The organism is Bacillus sp. Xin1, assembly GCF_013314535.1.
In the GTDB taxonomy this organism is placed as follows: Bacteria; Bacillota; Bacilli; order Bacillales; family Bacillaceae_G; genus Bacillus_A.
Map to the genome: position 1 here is coordinate 388030 of NZ_JABUAE010000002.1, position 16213 is coordinate 404242.

The 16213-nt window shown below is 36.9% G+C and carries 17 protein-coding genes, 1 other RNA gene, 1 pseudogene and 1 riboswitch; of the genes and pseudogenes, 15 read left to right on the forward strand and 4 right to left on the reverse strand.

What is annotated here, in order from left to right; translation table 11 throughout:
• The first annotated feature begins 31 nt into the window (after window positions 1-31).
• Window positions 32-358: a YppE family protein gene (locus HRG09_RS05130; protein ID WP_375335748.1), complete on the forward strand. Its 327-nt coding sequence runs from the start codon at window positions 32-34 to the stop codon at window positions 356-358.
• 25 nt (window positions 359-383) lie between these two features.
• Here the strand turns inward: HRG09_RS05130 and HRG09_RS05135 are convergent, their stop codons facing one another.
• Window positions 384-575, reverse strand: coding sequence for a YppF family protein (locus HRG09_RS05135; RefSeq protein WP_174099662.1), 192 nt, complete (start codon window positions 573-575; stop codon window positions 384-386).
• A gap of 421 nt (window positions 576-996) precedes the next feature.
• On the opposite strand from HRG09_RS05135, the gene HRG09_RS05140 reads away from it, so the two are divergent.
• The 11 genes and pseudogenes from HRG09_RS05140 to HRG09_RS05190 all read left to right on the forward strand — a co-directional run bounded on the left by HRG09_RS05140 (window position 997) and on the right by HRG09_RS05190 (window position 10530).
• Window positions 997-1422, forward strand: a complete 426-nt coding sequence (locus HRG09_RS05140; RefSeq protein ID WP_174099690.1) for a YppG family protein — start codon at window positions 997-999, stop codon at window positions 1420-1422.
• Between the two features lie 152 nt (window positions 1423-1574).
• Window positions 1575-2225: a CotD family spore coat protein gene (locus HRG09_RS05145; RefSeq protein WP_174099663.1), complete on the forward strand. Its 651-nt coding sequence runs from the start codon at window positions 1575-1577 to the stop codon at window positions 2223-2225.
• A gap of 56 nt (window positions 2226-2281) precedes the next feature.
• Window positions 2282-2836: an SLOG family protein gene (locus HRG09_RS05150; protein ID WP_174099664.1), complete on the forward strand. Its 555-nt coding sequence runs from the start codon at window positions 2282-2284 to the stop codon at window positions 2834-2836.
• A gap of 98 nt (window positions 2837-2934) precedes the next feature.
• The gene (gene gpsB, locus HRG09_RS05155; protein WP_174099665.1) at window positions 2935-3270 is read left to right on the forward strand and encodes a cell division regulator GpsB; all 336 of its coding nucleotides are present in this window, start codon (window positions 2935-2937) and stop codon (window positions 3268-3270) included.
• 87 nt (window positions 3271-3357) lie between these two features.
• Window positions 3358-3748: RNase P RNA component class B (rnpB, locus tag HRG09_RS05160), an RNA gene on the forward strand.
• Window positions 3749-3928: 180 nt separating this feature from the next.
• Complete coding sequence (locus tag HRG09_RS05165; protein WP_174099666.1) at window positions 3929-5068, forward strand: THUMP domain-containing class I SAM-dependent RNA methyltransferase; 1140 nt, start codon at window positions 3929-3931, stop codon at window positions 5066-5068.
• Between the two features lie 62 nt (window positions 5069-5130).
• Window positions 5131-5316 (forward strand): DUF3921 family protein, encoded by a 186-nt coding sequence (locus HRG09_RS05170; RefSeq protein ID WP_174099667.1) that lies wholly within the window; start codon window positions 5131-5133, stop codon window positions 5314-5316.
• Between the two features lie 134 nt (window positions 5317-5450).
• Window positions 5451-7388, forward strand: a complete 1938-nt coding sequence (locus tag HRG09_RS05175; protein ID WP_174099668.1) for an ATP-dependent DNA helicase — start codon at window positions 5451-5453, stop codon at window positions 7386-7388.
• Window positions 7389-7565: 177 nt separating this feature from the next.
• Window positions 7566-9083 carry a carboxypeptidase M32 gene (locus tag HRG09_RS05180; protein ID WP_174099669.1) on the forward strand — a complete coding sequence of 506 codons (1518 nt, stop codon included), beginning with the start codon at window positions 7566-7568 and terminating at the stop codon, window positions 9081-9083.
• Window positions 9084-9162: 79 nt separating this feature from the next.
• Window positions 9163-9612, forward strand: a pseudogene (locus tag HRG09_RS05185) (GNAT family N-acetyltransferase); the annotation flags it as partial.
• Between the two features lie 105 nt (window positions 9613-9717).
• Window positions 9718-10530 carry a DUF2262 domain-containing protein gene (locus tag HRG09_RS05190; protein ID WP_174099691.1) on the forward strand — a complete coding sequence of 271 codons (813 nt, stop codon included), beginning with the start codon at window positions 9718-9720 and terminating at the stop codon, window positions 10528-10530.
• A gap of 54 nt (window positions 10531-10584) precedes the next feature.
• On the opposite strand, the gene HRG09_RS05195 is transcribed toward HRG09_RS05190, so the two are convergent.
• From HRG09_RS05195 to HRG09_RS05205, 3 genes are read right to left on the reverse strand one after another with little or no spacing between them, the layout of a single operon-like run.
• Window positions 10585-12234 (reverse strand): b(o/a)3-type cytochrome-c oxidase subunit 1, encoded by a 1650-nt coding sequence (locus HRG09_RS05195; protein WP_174099670.1) that lies wholly within the window; start codon window positions 12232-12234, stop codon window positions 10585-10587.
• Entirely contained in the window at window positions 12231-12704 is a 474-nt protein-coding gene (locus HRG09_RS05200) for a cytochrome c oxidase subunit II (protein ID WP_174099692.1), read from the reverse strand. Before HRG09_RS05200 ends, HRG09_RS05195 begins: the two co-directional genes overlap by 4 nt.
• 29 nt (window positions 12705-12733) lie before the next feature.
• Window positions 12734-12880, reverse strand: a complete 147-nt coding sequence (locus HRG09_RS05205) for a cytochrome c oxidase subunit 2A (protein WP_098358635.1) — start codon at window positions 12878-12880, stop codon at window positions 12734-12736.
• A 299-nt stretch (window positions 12881-13179) separates the two neighbouring features.
• Between HRG09_RS05205 and HRG09_RS05210 the strand changes: the two genes are divergently transcribed.
• The 3 genes from HRG09_RS05210 to pbuX all read left to right on the forward strand — a co-directional run bounded on the left by HRG09_RS05210 (window position 13180) and on the right by pbuX (window position 16178).
• On the forward strand, window positions 13180-13926 hold the full coding sequence (locus HRG09_RS05210) for a type I methionyl aminopeptidase (RefSeq protein WP_174099671.1): 747 nt from the start codon (window positions 13180-13182) through the stop codon (window positions 13924-13926).
• 125 nt (window positions 13927-14051) lie between these two features.
• Window positions 14052-14153: riboswitch (purine riboswitch) on the forward strand.
• A 106-nt stretch (window positions 14154-14259) separates the two neighbouring features.
• Complete coding sequence (locus HRG09_RS05215) at window positions 14260-14853, forward strand: xanthine phosphoribosyltransferase (protein ID WP_174099672.1); 594 nt, start codon at window positions 14260-14262, stop codon at window positions 14851-14853.
• A gap of 2 nt (window positions 14854-14855) precedes the next feature.
• Complete coding sequence (gene pbuX, locus HRG09_RS05220) at window positions 14856-16178, forward strand: xanthine permease PbuX (RefSeq protein WP_174099673.1); 1323 nt, start codon at window positions 14856-14858, stop codon at window positions 16176-16178.
• The last annotated feature ends 35 nt before the right edge of the window (window positions 16179-16213 follow it).

Here is a 16213-nt window from a genome sequence, read left to right on the forward strand (position 1 = left end):
GGGTGGAAATAAATTGGGTTATGGAACATTAATGCAGTCTTCAATAAAATTAATGCGGTACAATGATGAAACAATTATAAAAAAAAGAGAAGAAAAAGAATTTGATTTTTATCAAGATATGAAACCTTTTGTTGATATGGTTGATCAGGAGTTAGATGTGTGGAAAGAATTAGCTTATCAATGGATAAAACATGAGAAGCCTAAGTATATACATGTACAACAAATTGACCAAGTATATGAAAATTTACAAAATAATGCACTGCAATGTTTTGTAAATAAGGGAAAAGGTAAGCGGTTTTATGAAACACATCAGGCGATTTTATATACGTTGCAAAATATAGTAGAACAATGTAAGTGACAAGAGGGGAAACCCTCTTGTTTTTTTATGCTTCTACAGTTGTATGTGTGGGTTTCGCCCCATTTATTTCTAGTTCACGTATTAATACTCGATATTCTGAGATGCAGATTTTCCCTTCTAAATAGTGATGTCTAGCAAAATCAAGCAATTCATTCATATCCTCTGTAAAGTACCCCTTTTTTTGAGCGAAAGCTTGTTTTAAATCCCCTAATATCATGTTGATTCCTCCCCCATGAGAATCTTCTTCTCTACTATGGTAACATGAAAAGGCTTACTTTCTTATTTTTTTAAAAATTTAAACTTCCGACAAAAACAGACATTTATAAGGTTACACATTTTATTTTATGGGTACATATTCTATATGTAGAAACTTAGTTAGAGGGGGGAAATACATGTTTCAACAGCCGAATACCTATTCACAGCCGAATGTCTATTCACAGCCGAATGCCTATTCACAGCCGAATGCCTATTCACAGCCGAATGCCTATTCACAGCCGAATGTCTATTCACAGCCGAATGCCTATTCACAGCCGAATGCCTATTCACAGCCGAATGCCTATTCACAGCCGAATGTCTATTCACAGCCGAATGCCTATTCACAGCTAAATGCCTATTCACAGCCAAATGCCTATCCACAGCTGAATGCCTATTCACAACCAAATACCTATTCACAACCAAATGCTTATCAAAATAACGAGGATACATATTTACGTTATAATATGTATCCATTCGCTCCTTATTACGGAAATCAAATGGATTATTATCAGCCATTTGAGGTATCTTTTATGAACCAGCAGCCACAAGTTCATATGAATCAACAATCTTATATGAATCAGCCGTCAATGTTTTACCCACCGAAGCAGCCTTTTCAACCATATCCAACGATGAACAAACAAAAACAACAACAGCCAAGTCAATTTTCTAGTTTCGTATCTCAATTTAAGACGGCAGATGGTAATTACGATGTGAATAAAATGATGAATACAGCTGGTCAAATGATGAATGCGATGAATCAAGTCACTGGGATTGTAAAACAAGTTGGAGGATTTTTTGCTAAAGGATGATAGTTGTGTGTCCAAGTTATCGTACGTAAGCAGCTATCATATAGACAAATTTCCATTAAATAAATAGGTATATATAACAAGCGGCTTTTAACCCTTTCTCATATTGTAAAGTGTAGTCAGATTTTTTTTAATGAGAGAGGAGAGAAAAAACTATGCATCATTGTCATCCATGTTTTGGAGGGCATAAGCCTACAGGACCTATTTGTACAACGCCTCCTGTCGTTCATCCAACAAAGCAATGTGTAACACACACTTTTTCTACAACGGTGGTACCGCATATTCATCCAACTCATACAACACACGTTCATCATCAACAAGTTAAAAATCAACATTTCTTCCCGCAAACAAATTCAAATGTGAATGTTGTAGACCCCGTTGATCCAGGATTCGGCGGAGTTGGTGGATTCGGTGGACCTGGTGGACCTGGCGGAGTTGGTGGATTCGGCGGACCTGGTGGACCTGGCGGAGTTGGTGGATTCGGCGGACCTGGTGGACCTGGCGGAGTTGGTGGATTCGGCGGACCTGGCGGACCTGGCGGAGTTGGTGGATTCGGTGGACCTGGCGGACCTTGTGGACCATGTGGCCATGGCCCGCAAGTATCTCCATTCGGACCAGGACCAAATGCAGGCCCACAAGTATCCCCGTTCGGACCAGGGCCAAATGCAGGCCCACAAGTATCCCCATTCGGACCAGGGCCAAATGCAGGCCCACAAGTATCCCCATTCGGACCAGGACCAAGTGCAGGACCAAATGTATCCCCATTCGGACCAGGACCAAATGTCGGTGGAATGTTTAAAAAGTAAATGTTATGTTAGAGCTAGCAAAATGCTAGTTCTTTTCTTTTTATTGGAGTGTTGATATGAAAGTTGTTGCAGTAACAGGATATAAACCATTTGAACTTGGAATTTTTAAAAATGATCATCCAGGTGTTGTATGTATAAAAAAAGCATTGTGTCGTAAATTACTCGCTTTTATAGAGGAAGGGTTAGAATGGGTCATAATAAGTGGGCAGTTAGGAGTAGAGTTATGGGCAGCTGAAGTAGTTTTTGAAATGCAGTTAGTGTATCCGGATTTAAAGTTGGCTGTGTTCACCCCTTTTTTAGAGCAGGAAGAAAGTTGGAAGGAAGGGAATCGAGAATATTATGAATCCATTCTCGCGCAAGCTGACCATGTTGATAGTATTACAAAAAGAAAATATGAAAGTCCAGAACAGTTTCGATTAAAAAATCAATTTTTTATTGAAAAAAGTGATGCACTTTTGGCGGTATATGATGAAGAAAAACCAGGGAGTCCTAAATACATGGTAGAAGTAGCAAAGAAAAAAGGAGAAATAGAAAATTATCACAGTTATTTTATTCTTTTTTCTGATTTACAAGATATAATAGAAGAGGAACAGTGGAATAATGCAGAGTAATATGTAATATAGATCCGCGTATATATGATTGACAAAAGGCATTGTTTCTGAAAAAATTTAGTTAGTGAAAGTTTTGGTAAAAATTTGAGGTGAAGAAAATGATTTCGGATAAAATTAAATTAACAGCGAAAGACATTTTGGAAAAAGAATTTAAGACGGGTATGAGAGGTTATCAACAAGAGGAAGTAGATAAGTTCCTTGATATGATTATTAAGGATTATGAAGCATTTCATAAGGAACTTGAGCAATTACAGCAACAAAATGCTCGTTTGAAACGTGAATTAGAAGAACAGAAATTAGTGAAAGCACAAGTTCCGCAGCAACCAGCTCCAACACCGGTTGCACAACCTGTATACAACAATACGAATACGGATATTTTAAAACGTTTATCCAATCTAGAAAAAGCTGTATTTGGAAGTAAGTTATACGAGTAATCTAAGGATAGAAAAAGATTGAAGCATTTTACATATAAAAAAGCATTGCAAAATCTTTTTGTTTCCACTATACTAATGTTTGTCATAACGTTTGGGTAATCGCTGCAACGCCAACGTTGTAGAGGAAAGTCCATGCTCGCACAACCTGAGATGGTTGTAGTGTTCGTGCCTAGCCAATTCATAAGCTAGGGTATTCTGGCTGTAAAGCTGGATTAACGGCAGGGAAAAAACCTAAGTCCTTTTGGATATGGTTTGACTACCTTTAAAGTGCCACAGTGACGAAGTCCTTGAAGAAATGATAGGAGTGGAACGAGGTAAACCCCACGAGCGAGAAACCCAAATAATGGTAGGGGAATCTTTTCCAAGGAAATGAACGATGGAAAAGGACGGGCATTTTGCCCTGTAGATAGATGATTGCCACCGGAGTACGAGGCGTGGGCCGTTTGTAGTACAAAGGAACAGAACATGGCTTACAGAACGTTATGAACCAATTATGGAATAACCCAGCTCTCCTTTGTAAGAGGAGGGCTTTTTATTTGTATGAAGTAATAACTTGTGAGTTAAAATGGTTAATAAGGGAATTCTTCGTAATATTTCATAATTAATAGATAGAAAAACTATTAATTATTGTTTGATTATACATAAGAGGTGAATGTAAATGGGAAAAGTTACTTTAATTGCAACAGCAGCAATGGGAATCGAAGCTTTAGTTGCAAGAGAAGTTCGCGATCTTGGTTATGAGTGCCAAGTAGAAAACGGAAAAGTAACGTTTGAAGCGGATGCAAAGGCAATTTGTCGTACGAATTTATGGTTACGTACTGCGGATCGTGTGAAAATTAAAGTTGGTGAATTTAAGGCAACAACATTTGATGAGTTATTTGAAAAGACAAAGGCGCTAAATTGGGGAGATTATATTCCTGAAAATGGTGAGTTTCCTGTTATCGGAAAATCAATAAAATCAACATTATTTAGTGTGCCAGATTGTCAACGTATTGTAAAAAAGGCTGTTGTTGAAAAATTAAAATCAACGTATAAGCGCACAACTTGGTTTGAAGAAAACGGTCCTTTATTCCGCATTGAGATTGCAATGTTAAAGGATATTGCAACATTAACAATTGATGCGAGTGGTGTCGGACTTCATAAACGTGGATACCGTGTTGATCAAGGGGAAGCACCTTTGAAAGAAACACTAGCTGCATCTTTAATTAAACTTACAAATTGGAAGCCAGATCGTCCGTTTGTTGATCCGTTTTGTGGTTCGGGAACAATTCCAATTGAAGCGGCACTAATTGGGCAGAATATTGCTCCTGGTTTTAATCGTGAATTTGCATCTGATGAATGGGGTTGGATTGGTAAGCAAAATTGGAAAGAAGCACGTCAAGAAGTAGAAGATTTAGCAAATTATGATCAGCCATTACAAATTATCGGATCAGATATTGATCACCGCATGATAAGAGTTGCGCAAGATAATGCCGATGAAGTTGGATTAGGTGATTTAATTTCCTTTAAACAAATGCAAGTAAAAGATTTCACAACGAAAGAGGAGTATGGCTATGTTGTAACGAATCCTCCATACGGAGAACGTTTAAGTGAAAAAGCACTTGTTGAAAAGTTATATAAAGAAATGGGAGAAGTATTCCGCCCATTGGATACATGGTCTCTGTATTTATTAACGAGCTATGAAGCATTTGAAAAGTGTTATGGAAAAGAAGCATCGAAAAAGCGTAAATTATTTAACGGCTTTATTCGTACAGATTACTATCAGTACTTCGGGAAGCGCCCACCTCGCAATTCATAGTATAAAACCTCTTTTACGCGCATATACTGGCTATTATGTAATGTGCAAAAGGAGGAATGCATATGGATGGTTTTCAATTGTCAATGATTCAAAAGGCCATTCATCGTACGTATGATGAGCTAGGAAGAGAAATTGATCTTCAAGGCGTAGCGGCAGATGAAATTCAAAAGGCACAGGAAGAATATTTATCTGCATTATCATATGAAACATTAATTGATAAGCGTTACCTAAAGTCATTAATAGAGTAAAAAAGTTTTCCTTTATATAAAGGAAAACTTTTTTCACGCATTTCTATGTATTACAACAGGGGAAAGCAACTGCTATTTAGAAATAGCAGTTGCTATATCTTTTTATAGAAAAACTTTTTGGTTGGAGGCTGAGGATGTTTACTGAGAAGAGATTACCATTTGAAGTAGGAAAACAAGATAATTTTTATGATAAGTTGAATGAGTGGATTGGAGATGTATTTTACGATATCCTTCCGGAAAAAGGCTTTGAAGAGCGTGATGAACAAATTTTTATGGCATTCCAATTAGAACGTGCGTTTCAAGAGAAGAAAGTAATGTTCGCAGAGGCAGGCGTAGGAACGGGTAAAACGATTGTGTATCTTTTATATGCAATTTGCTATGCGCGTTATACAGGGAAACCAGCTATTATTGCTTGTGCAGATGAAACATTAATCGAACAGCTTGTGAAAGAAGAAGGGGACATTGCAAAATTATCAGAAGCATTAGGATTATCTGTTGATGTACGTCTAGCGAAATCGATGGATAATTATTTATGTTTACGTAAACTAGAAGATGTGATGAGTGGACGAGCTCCAGAAGTCATTGAAGATTTATATTACGAATTACCTCAGTTTGTATTTGATCATGGAACGATGCAAAACTTTACGCATTATGGTGATCGAAAAGAGTTTCCATTATTAAATGATGAGGAATGGTCAAAGGTATCTTGGGATTATTTCCAAGACTGTTTCACATGTGACTCTCGTCATCGTTGTGGTCAAACACTTTCTCGTGAACATTATCGTAAAGCAGCAGATTTAATTATTTGTTCTCAAGATTTCTATATGGATCATATTTGGACATATGATGCTCGTAAGCGTGAAGGACAAATGCCACTTTTACCAGAAAGTAGCTGTGTTGTCTTTGATGAAGGACATCTTGTTGAGTATGCAGCGCAAAAAGCACTAACGTATCGTCTAAAACAAACGATGATGGAACAATTATTAACAAGATTATTACAAAATGATATTCGTGAAGAGTTTGCTCATTTAGTAGAAGAAACGATTTGGCAAACAGAGCGATTCTTTGATGTCTTACAAGAGAATAAAAAAGAAATCGCTGGTTCAGATCGTCTAGAAATAACTGTGACAGAAAAAGTAACTGCTGAGGCGAAAAGACTCTATGCGAAAATTGCAGAAGTCGGTGATGCATTAGTATTTGAAAGTGAAATGTATACAGTAAACACATACGATTTAAATATCGTTGATGAGCATTTAGATGTATTAGAACATTCACTTCGTCTTTTCATGCATGAGAAAAATGTAATTACATGGGGAGAAGAAGGTGATGGTGCCTTCACGCTAGTTATTATGCCGCGTGCAGTAGAAGAAGTATTACAGGAGAAAGTGTTCTCGAAAAAAATTCCATATATTTTCTCTTCTGCTACACTATCTGAAAATGACTCATTTGCGTTTACGGCAAATAGTTTAGGAGTAAAAGACTATTTATCATTCTCAGTAGCTTCTCCATTTGACTATGAAGAGCAAATGAAAGTGTACTTGCCATCGTATAACCAGGAAAATGAATGGGAAAGAAAATGCCAGTATACCCTTGAAAACATTCAAAAAATAAATGGACGTACGCTCGTATTATTCCGTACAACAGGGGAGCTTGCAGCGTTCAAAGAATATGTGAATAAAGAGCAAATGTCTGTTCCGTTCCTATATGAAGGAGATCAAGAAATTAGCCAACTTGTTTCACGTTTCCAAAATGAAGAAGAGACTGTACTTTGCGCTGTTCATTTATGGGAAGGTTTAGATATACCGGGATCGTCATTATCACATGTTGTTATTTGGTCGCTTCCATTCCCTCCAAACGATCCTGTGTTTGAAGCGAAACGTAAGCACGTCAATGATCCGTTTTGGGATGTAGATGTACCGTATATGATTTTGCGTCTTCGTCAAGGGATTGGACGTTTAATTCGTACGAGCGAAGATAAAGGTGCTATTTCGTTATTCTTGTCAGAGGATGAAAATGAAAAGGTTGTAGAAGCTGTGAAAAAAGTGCTTCCAGTAGAAGGTATGGTATTGTAAAAGCTTAGCGTTTGCTAAGCTTTTTCTTTTTATCCCGTAAAAGCCCGATTGGTGAGGGCTAATAATTAGTGGGGGATGAAGAAAACCCCCACTGATTAAAGTTTCACTTTATATGGAAAAGGACTTTATATCTTTATGTCGAAATATAGGTGAGGTAGAAAAAGGAGGCCATATCATATGACAATCGTTATAACTGAAATAGAAAAAGAATTTTTAGCGCATGTGAAAAAGATAAATAATTATGGAGAAGCATTAAGCCTTATATTTTGGGATTTACGTACTGGTGCGCCGAAACAAGGTGTGGATCAACGTTCTGAAGTAATAGGGATGCTTTCATCAGAAGTATTTTCATTATCAACTTCTGATGAGATGGGAAGATATTTAACACAATTAGAACAGCTAATTGCAGAGAATAAAATTTCTAAAACAACGAAAGAAATTGTAGAAGAGTGCCGCAAGGAGTATGATCGAAATAAAAAAATTCCACAAGCCGAATATGAAGAATTTGTTAAATTGCAAGCAAAATCGGAAAGTGTTTGGGGAGAAGCACGTGAAAAATCTGATTTTGAAATGTTTAGACCATACTTAGAAAAAATCGTTGAATATAAGAAGAAATTTATTACATATTGGGGTTATGGAACGTATAAGTATAATACGCTTTTAGACTTGTATGAGCCAGGTATGACAGTAGAAGTATTAGACCATGTGTTTGGACAACTACGTGAGCGTATTGTTCCGCTTGTAAAAGAAATTTCTGAGTCTAATAAAGAATTAAAAACAAATGTCCTGTTTGAACATTTTTCAAAAGAACAACAAAAGAATTTCACCTTAGAGTTACTAAAACAATTAAATTATAATTTCGAGGCCGGCCGTCTAGATGAAACGATACATCCTTTCGAAATTACATTAAATAGAGGGGATGTTCGTATTACGACTCGTTATGACGAGAATGATTTCCGGATGGCAGTTTTCGGAACAATTCACGAATGTGGACATGCTGTATATGAACAAAATGTTTCAGAGGAATTAGAAGGAACGCCGCTTTGCAGTGGCACGTCAATGGGGATTCATGAATCGCAATCGCTATTTTTCGAAAACTTTATTGGACGTAATAAATCGTTCTGGAAGAAAAATTATGAATTATTAAAACAATTTAGCGACGGACAATTTGAAAATGTATCTGTAGACGAGTTCTATAATGCGATTAATGAATCGAAACCGTCCTTTATTCGTATTGAGGCAGACGAGCTTACATATCCATTGCATGTTATGGTTCGTTATGAATTAGAGAAAGAATTATTTGATGGAACATTAGAAGTAAAAGATTTGCCAGCAGCGTGGAATGATAAGATGGAAAGTTATTTAGGTATTCGTCCAGAAACGGATGCACAAGGTGTGCTGCAAGATGTACATTGGTCAGATGGCTCGTTTGGATATTTTCCATCGTATGCACTTGGTTATATGTATGCAGCGCAATTTAAACATAAGATGTTAGAAGAAATTCCTAACTTCGATGCACTACTAGAACAAGGAAATGTGACGCCAATTCGTGAATGGCTGACAAAAAATATTCACCAATACGGCAAAACGAAAAAACCGTTAGAAATTTTAAAAGATGTAACAGGTGAAGGGTTAAATGCAAATTATTTAGCTGATTATTTAGAAGCAAAATATAAAGAGATTTATGAGCTGTAAAAAAGGGCTGCCTGTATGCAGCTCTTTTTTATGAATAAAAGCTTTACCATACATGTGTTTAATGGGAGGAGGAGATACGATGAAGTATACTTTTGGAGTTATGACACAAGAGCAAGCAGAAGAAATTGCGTATCATTGGCACTATGAGGGAAAGTATTCGTTTTATGATATGGAAGCGGATCAGGAAGATTTAGCTGAGTTTTTAGATTCTAATATACGTGGAGAAATGACTTTTGCAGTTTGTGAGGAGAAGGAGACCGTTGGCTTCTTTCGTTTTAATAGAGTAGATGTACATATAGTAGATATTGGACTTGGAATGAAACCAAATTTGACTGGAAGGGGTTTTGGTGAAGCGTTTATACAGAGAGGCTTAGAATTTTGTATGGAAAAATATCAACCGCAGTATATAACGCTTTCAGTAGCAACTTTTAATGAAAGAGCAATAAAAGTCTATAAAAAGGTAGGATTCGAAGTAGTCGGTACTTTTATTCAAGCGACAAATGGAAGTCGTTTTGAATTTTTAAAAATGATTTGGAGATCTAACTTGAAATTTGGTAAAAGGAAGTTAGTCGGATACTCGCTAACTGCAGAAGCGTTATTCGTAAAGAATTCTATAACGGGGAGGGGAATGAAAATGAGTAAATTAAGTGAAATAAATAGATTTGAAAATAGATTTACAAAAGAGATTATTGAGGTAGCAGCTGTTACAGGAGCATCGGGTGTAGGTGCGGGAAAAGCAGGTGATGCTATTTTGTGGGGTGCATCAATCCCTTTGATTGCATGGAAAGATTTATGTAATCCTGAATTGATTATAGAAGGAAAACTAAGACTTGAATGGTTAGCTGATGATGCAGAATTGAGACGGTCAAGAGAACTTTTACAAGAAAATACCGTTGTAAGGTTGCTGGTGCGTAGGGAAGAAAATGCAATGATGCTTGTTCAGGTTTTGGACAAAACATATGAAGATAATGAATTAGAAAAGATATTACAAGATTCAATGAAGCCAGTCTATTATCAAGATAAGATATTCGGTGAGTTTACACTTGAGAAGACTGTGGAGTTATTCGAAAAGCAAATTTCTTGGGTTGGTGAAGAATGTAGTTTATCTTTTGATTGGAATAAAGATGAACAGATAATGCAGGATGCTTTAAAAACAGCATATATACTTTTCGAGGGGCAAAATGAATGGGATAGAAAAATGAAATTGTTCGCAGTAACAGAACTACTGGAGTTAGCAAATGAGTGGTTACAGGATGATGATGAGAAAACCGTAGATGAGGTTACACAGGAAATGTTCATTAATTTGATGAAGTTAGAAAGTATAAGTGTTTATCCAGATGGTGATTTTACAATATATTTTTCGGATGGAGATATGTTTTGGGGACATTGTATTGTTGTAGATGGAAATATTAATGGAACGTTTAATTCAGCTGAGATTGCAGGATAAATGATATATACTGTAAGGGAATAAAAAGCAGAGGGAATTCCCTCTGCTTTTTATTTACCACAATTTAAACCCTTTCGAACCAGGCGGAGCATTTTGAATCATATCAATAAATGGAATGGTGTAAGCAAATAAAATAAGTAACGCTGTAATGCCAATCCAAAGCTTCCAATTATCAAAAACTAATGGCGTACGTTCAGATGCATCGGCTACTTCACCGATTGGGAACTCAGTTTGCCCTTTTGGTGCGAAGAAGACTAGGTCTATATAAATGATGATCGCAATTACAATGCCAACGAATAAAATGGATCCTCCGACTGCTTGGGCAATTTGGTATGGAATCCATTCGAGTGCTTGTTGTGAATTTCCATATGTAGAAAAAGCTGAGCGACGAGGTGCTCCGAGTAATCCGGCAAAGTGCATACCAGCAGACATGAAGAACATACCAATCGCCCATACGCAAGTTTGAATCATAGCAAGTCGATTCATTTCTTTTGTCATAACGCGTCCTGTTAGATGTGGAATTAACCAGTAGGCGATTCCGAAAAATGTTAATATAACAGAGGTTGCCAATGTTAAATGGAAATGTCCCGTTACCCATACAGTATTGTGAACGACTTGATTTAGTTGGTTACTTGCATTAACAAGTCCACCAGCACCAGCTGGAATAAACATTAACATACCGACGAATGGGGCGAAAAATCTAGCATCTCCCCATGGAAGCATGCGAAGCCATCCAAATAATCCAGTAGCCCCTTTTGATCGTCCAAATTGTTCAAAGGTTGCAAATAAGGAGAAGGCAGTCATTAAAGAGGGAATAACAACCATAAATGTTAAGACAACTTGCAAGTATTTCCAACCAGGATCAATGCCTGGTTCGGTTAATTGATGGTGGAATCCTACAGGCATAGAAAAGAGTAAAAATAAGATAAATGACAAACGAGCTAGTGAATCACTGAAGATTTTACCACCAATGATTTTCGGTATAATGACATACCAAGCCATATAGGCAGGAAGGAGCCAAAAATAAACGAGTGGATGACCGAAGTACCAAAATAATGTTCGACTGACTAAGACATCGATTTTATCAACAAAGCCTAAGCTCCATGGAATAAATTGAATAAGTGCTGCAGCTGCAACACCGAGCGTTGCAACAAGCCACAGTGCCATTGTTACAACAGCCATAAAGCTTAACAAGGGACCTATTTTTCCTTTGTTATGTTTTTTCCATGTACGATACTGAGCAAACATTGCAAATCCGCTAAACCAACTTCCAACAATAACAAGGGTAAGTCCAATATAAAACCCAGGGTGCGCTTTTAATGGAGCATAGAAGGTATAGAGTACAGTTGCTTTATTGAGTAGAATAAAGATAGCAGTAAGTGTTGTTCCAACTGTCATAAGCCAAAAGCCAATCCAGCCTGTTTGTCGAACACCTTTTGATAGGACACCGGTTGTTTTACTCATACAAGCAAATAAGAAGCCAATAATAAAGAAAGTTGTTAATACGATTCCAAGTAAAACGCCATGTGTAGTTAACACTTGATAGTAGCCAATGCCGGCAGGTAAATTGAATTTCCCTGAGCGAACGAGAACTTGCAGTAATCCACATAAACCACCTAGAAAAAGAGCAATAAATGCGATATGGATATGAGCCATTGTTAATTTGGCATCTCGTTTACTTATTTTATCTTGCAATGTAATCATTTTTCAGTTACCTCTACTTTCGCGCTCATCATATGATGGCCGGTACCACAGTATTCATTACAGACAATTAAATACTCCCCTGTTTTTGGGAAAACTTGTGAAGCAGTACTTACATATCCAGGCTCAACCATCATATTGACATTTGTTCCTGCGATTTCAAACCCATGAACAACATCTTTTGTTGCTACAACAAAATCTACTTTTGCACCTTTTGGTACTTTAATTGTATTCGGAGTGAAAGAGAAGGCCTGTGAGACAATCGTCACCTGATAATGATTTTTCCCCACCTTTTTAACACCAGGTTGATCAAATGGTGCCGTTGCGTGAACCTTTTCGGGGTCAATTGTAGTTAAACAACTTGGTGGTTTGTTACCCATATAAAAAGCACTAATTCCTAAAATAGCTAAAAATACGAATAGTGAACCAACACCGAAAATGAGCCAAATTTTTTCGTATTTATGTAAGTGAATATCCCCATCTCCCTTTTCAAAACGATATTTTATAGCCGATTAACAAAAATTTGATAGACACTAAACCATGTGAAAATAATGAAAAAGCCGACAAAAAAAACAGCGGTTAAAGTTCCTTTTAATGAACTTTTTTCATTCGTTTCGGATTCTGTTTGATGTAATTTATGTTCGCCCATGATACCCCTCCTTAGATAAATAAAAATCTTACATTTTTATAATACAAAAAATTTAGAAAATTTTATCGCATCCTAATATGCTTTCAAAAAGTGTTCATTAATACAATAAAAACTATGTCTATAATGAGAACTTGAAAAGTCGTGACTTCTTACAAGTTTTGGTATGTGAATTTGTGAAGAAAATGTGAAATGATAACTCTTTTGAAATTTCTGGGATGGTGTGTATGATTGAATTTGGATAACTTATATGGTGGGGAGCATAAAGCACGTGGATAGAAGAATAAATGAGGAGAGAGGCAATGATTACGATAAAAACGAAAAAAGAAATAAATTTGATGCGTGAATCTGGAAAATTGCTAGCTTCGTGTCATCAAGAACTTGCAAAGATGATAAAGCCAGGGATTACTACACTAGAAATTGATACATTTGTTGAAATGTATTTAGAAAAACATGGTGCATCGCCGGAGCAAAAAGGATATAACGATTATCCATATGCAATATGTGCGTCTGTGAACGATGAAATGTGTCATGGTTTTCCAACTAATCAACCGTTACATGTAGGAGATATTATTACGATTGATATGGTAGTGAACTTAAATGGTGCGCTTGCTGATTCTGCATGGACTTATCAAGTAGGAGATATTTCTCATGAGGCAGAAAAGTTACTACTAGTAACAGAAAATGCTTTATATAAAGGGATTGAGCAAGCGATAGTTGGAAATCGTGTAGGGGATATTGGATATGCGATTGAAAGCTACGTGACCTCAGAAGGATGTTCTGTGGCAAGGGATTTTACAGGGCATGGAATTGGTAAGGAAATTCATGAGGAACCTGCAATTTTTCATTTTGGAAAGCTAGGTCAAGGACCAGAACTACAAGAAGGAATGGTTATAACGATTGAACCCATTGTAAATGTAGGGATGCGATATTCAAAAGTAGATTTAAATGGGTGGACTGCAAGGACAATGGATGGAAAGCTGTCAGCGCAATACGAGCATACGATAGCAATTACAAAGGATGGACCAGTTATTTTAACGACTCTTTAGCAGGAAATACAAAATGTAAGAGTTTCCAAAACTCGAACGAAAATGATATTTTCGTGAAATTTGTACGTGTTTTTTATTAGAGATGCTTTTCAAAATAAAAAAAATGCGTTATAATCCCTCTATAAAATAAATAGGTTAGCTACACTCATATAATCGCGGGGATATGGCCTGCAAGTTTCTACCGAAGTACCGTAAATACTTTGACTATGAGTGAGGACGAATATATTGCTGGTTTAGCATTCTTTTTTGCGAAGCTCCAAAAGCGCGTCTCTCACTTGTAACGAGTGGTGGCGGCTTTTGGAGTTTTTTTATTGCATAAGAGGAGGAACAAACATGAAAGTATTACAAGAAAAGATTTTAAATGAAGGAACGGTTTTATCTGGTGATGTATTAAAGGTAGATGCATTTTTAAATCATCAAATTGATCCAGTACTTATGCAAGAGATTGGAAAAGAGTTTGCACAGCGTTTTAAAGAAGAGAACATTACAAAAATCGTGACGATTGAATCTTCAGGGATTGCGCCAGCAGTTATGGCAGCTTTAGAACTTGGTGTAAAAGTAATCTTTGCAAGAAAGCGTAAATCGTTAACGTTACAAGATAATATGTATGTGGCGAAAGTATACTCATTTACAAAACAAGAAACGAATGAAATTTCATTATCTAGAAACCATATCAATGAAAACGATCGTGTCTTAATCATAGATGACTTTTTAGCAAACGGTCAGGCTGCTTTAGGATTAATGAGTTTAGTAGAGCAAGCTGGAGCAAGTATTGAAGGAATTGGAATTGTCATTGAAAAAGCATTTCAAGATGGGGGAAAGAAACTGCGTGAGAGCGGTGTTCGTGTAGAATCACTTGCAGAAATTGCATCACTTGATAACGGTACTGTTACATTTGTAGAGCATGAGACTGCGGAGGTGAAATAGTCATGAAGCAACACCCTTTTAAAATTGCATCCCTTGGTGTTCAACATATGCTTGCGATGTATGCAGGAGCGATAATTGTTCCGCTTATTGTTGGCGGGGGACTTGGCTTAAATCAACGAGAATTAACATACTTAGTATCCATCGATTTATTAATGTGTGGTGTCGCAACGATTTTACAAGCTTTATCGAATCGATTTTTTGGAATTGGTCTTCCCGTTGTACTCGGTTGTACATTTACAGCAGTAGGACCGATGATTGCAATCGGTAAACAGTACGGTGTTTCTTCCATATATGGAGCAATTATTGCAGCAGGGTTGTTCGTTGTTATTTTTGCGAAACTATTTGGAAAGCTTGTAAAACTATTCCCGCCTGTTGTAACGGGTTCTGTTGTTACAGTTATTGGGGTTACATTAGTTCCGGCAGCAATTAATGATATGGCTGGGGGCGTAGGGAGTAAAGATTTTGGTAGCCTTGAAAACTTAGCGTTAGCATTTGGGGTTTTATTATTTATCATCATTATGTATCGTTTCTTTGATGGTTTTATTCGCTCTATTTCTATATTACTTGGTCTTTTATTTGGTACGATTGTTGCATCCTTTATGGGGAAAGTGAGCTTGCAAGCGGTTGGAGAGGCAGATTGGTTCCACGGTATTCAGCCATTTTACTTCGGTACACCAACATTTGAGCTAACGCCGGTTATTACGATGATTCTCGTTGCTTGCGTTGGTATTGTAGAAGCAACAGGTGTGTACTTTGCCTTATCTGATATTTGTAATAAAAAAATCGGTGAGAAAGAGTTAACAAAAGGTTATCGTGCTGAAGGATTAGCAATGGTTTTAGGTGGTATTTTTAATGCATTTCCGTATACGACTTATTCTCAAAACGTTGGTCTTATTCAATTAACAGGTGTACGAAATCGTGTTATTATTTACACTTGCGGTGGTATGTTAATCGTGCTTGGCTTTATTCCGAAAATTGCAGCTATCACAACGATTATTCCAAAACCGGTTCTTGGCGGTGCGATGCTTGCCATGTTTGGAATGGTTATGGCATATGGAATTAAAATGTTAAGCCGTGTAGACTTTGGAAAACAAGAAAATTTACTAATTGTAGCATGCTCCGTTGGTATTGGTCTTGGTGTAACAGTCGTTCCAACGTTATTCTCTCAGCTTCCAGAAAATATCCGTATTTTAACAGATAACGGAATTGTACTTGGAAGTGCGTCAGCTGTACTTTTAAATATTGTATTTAATATGGTTCCAGAGCGTAAAGTGAAAGAAAAAGAAGAGCAAGTTCCAGTACAAAGTGCAGTAAGAGAAGCATAATTAAAAGCAAGGTCTCGTCACGAGACCTTGCTTTT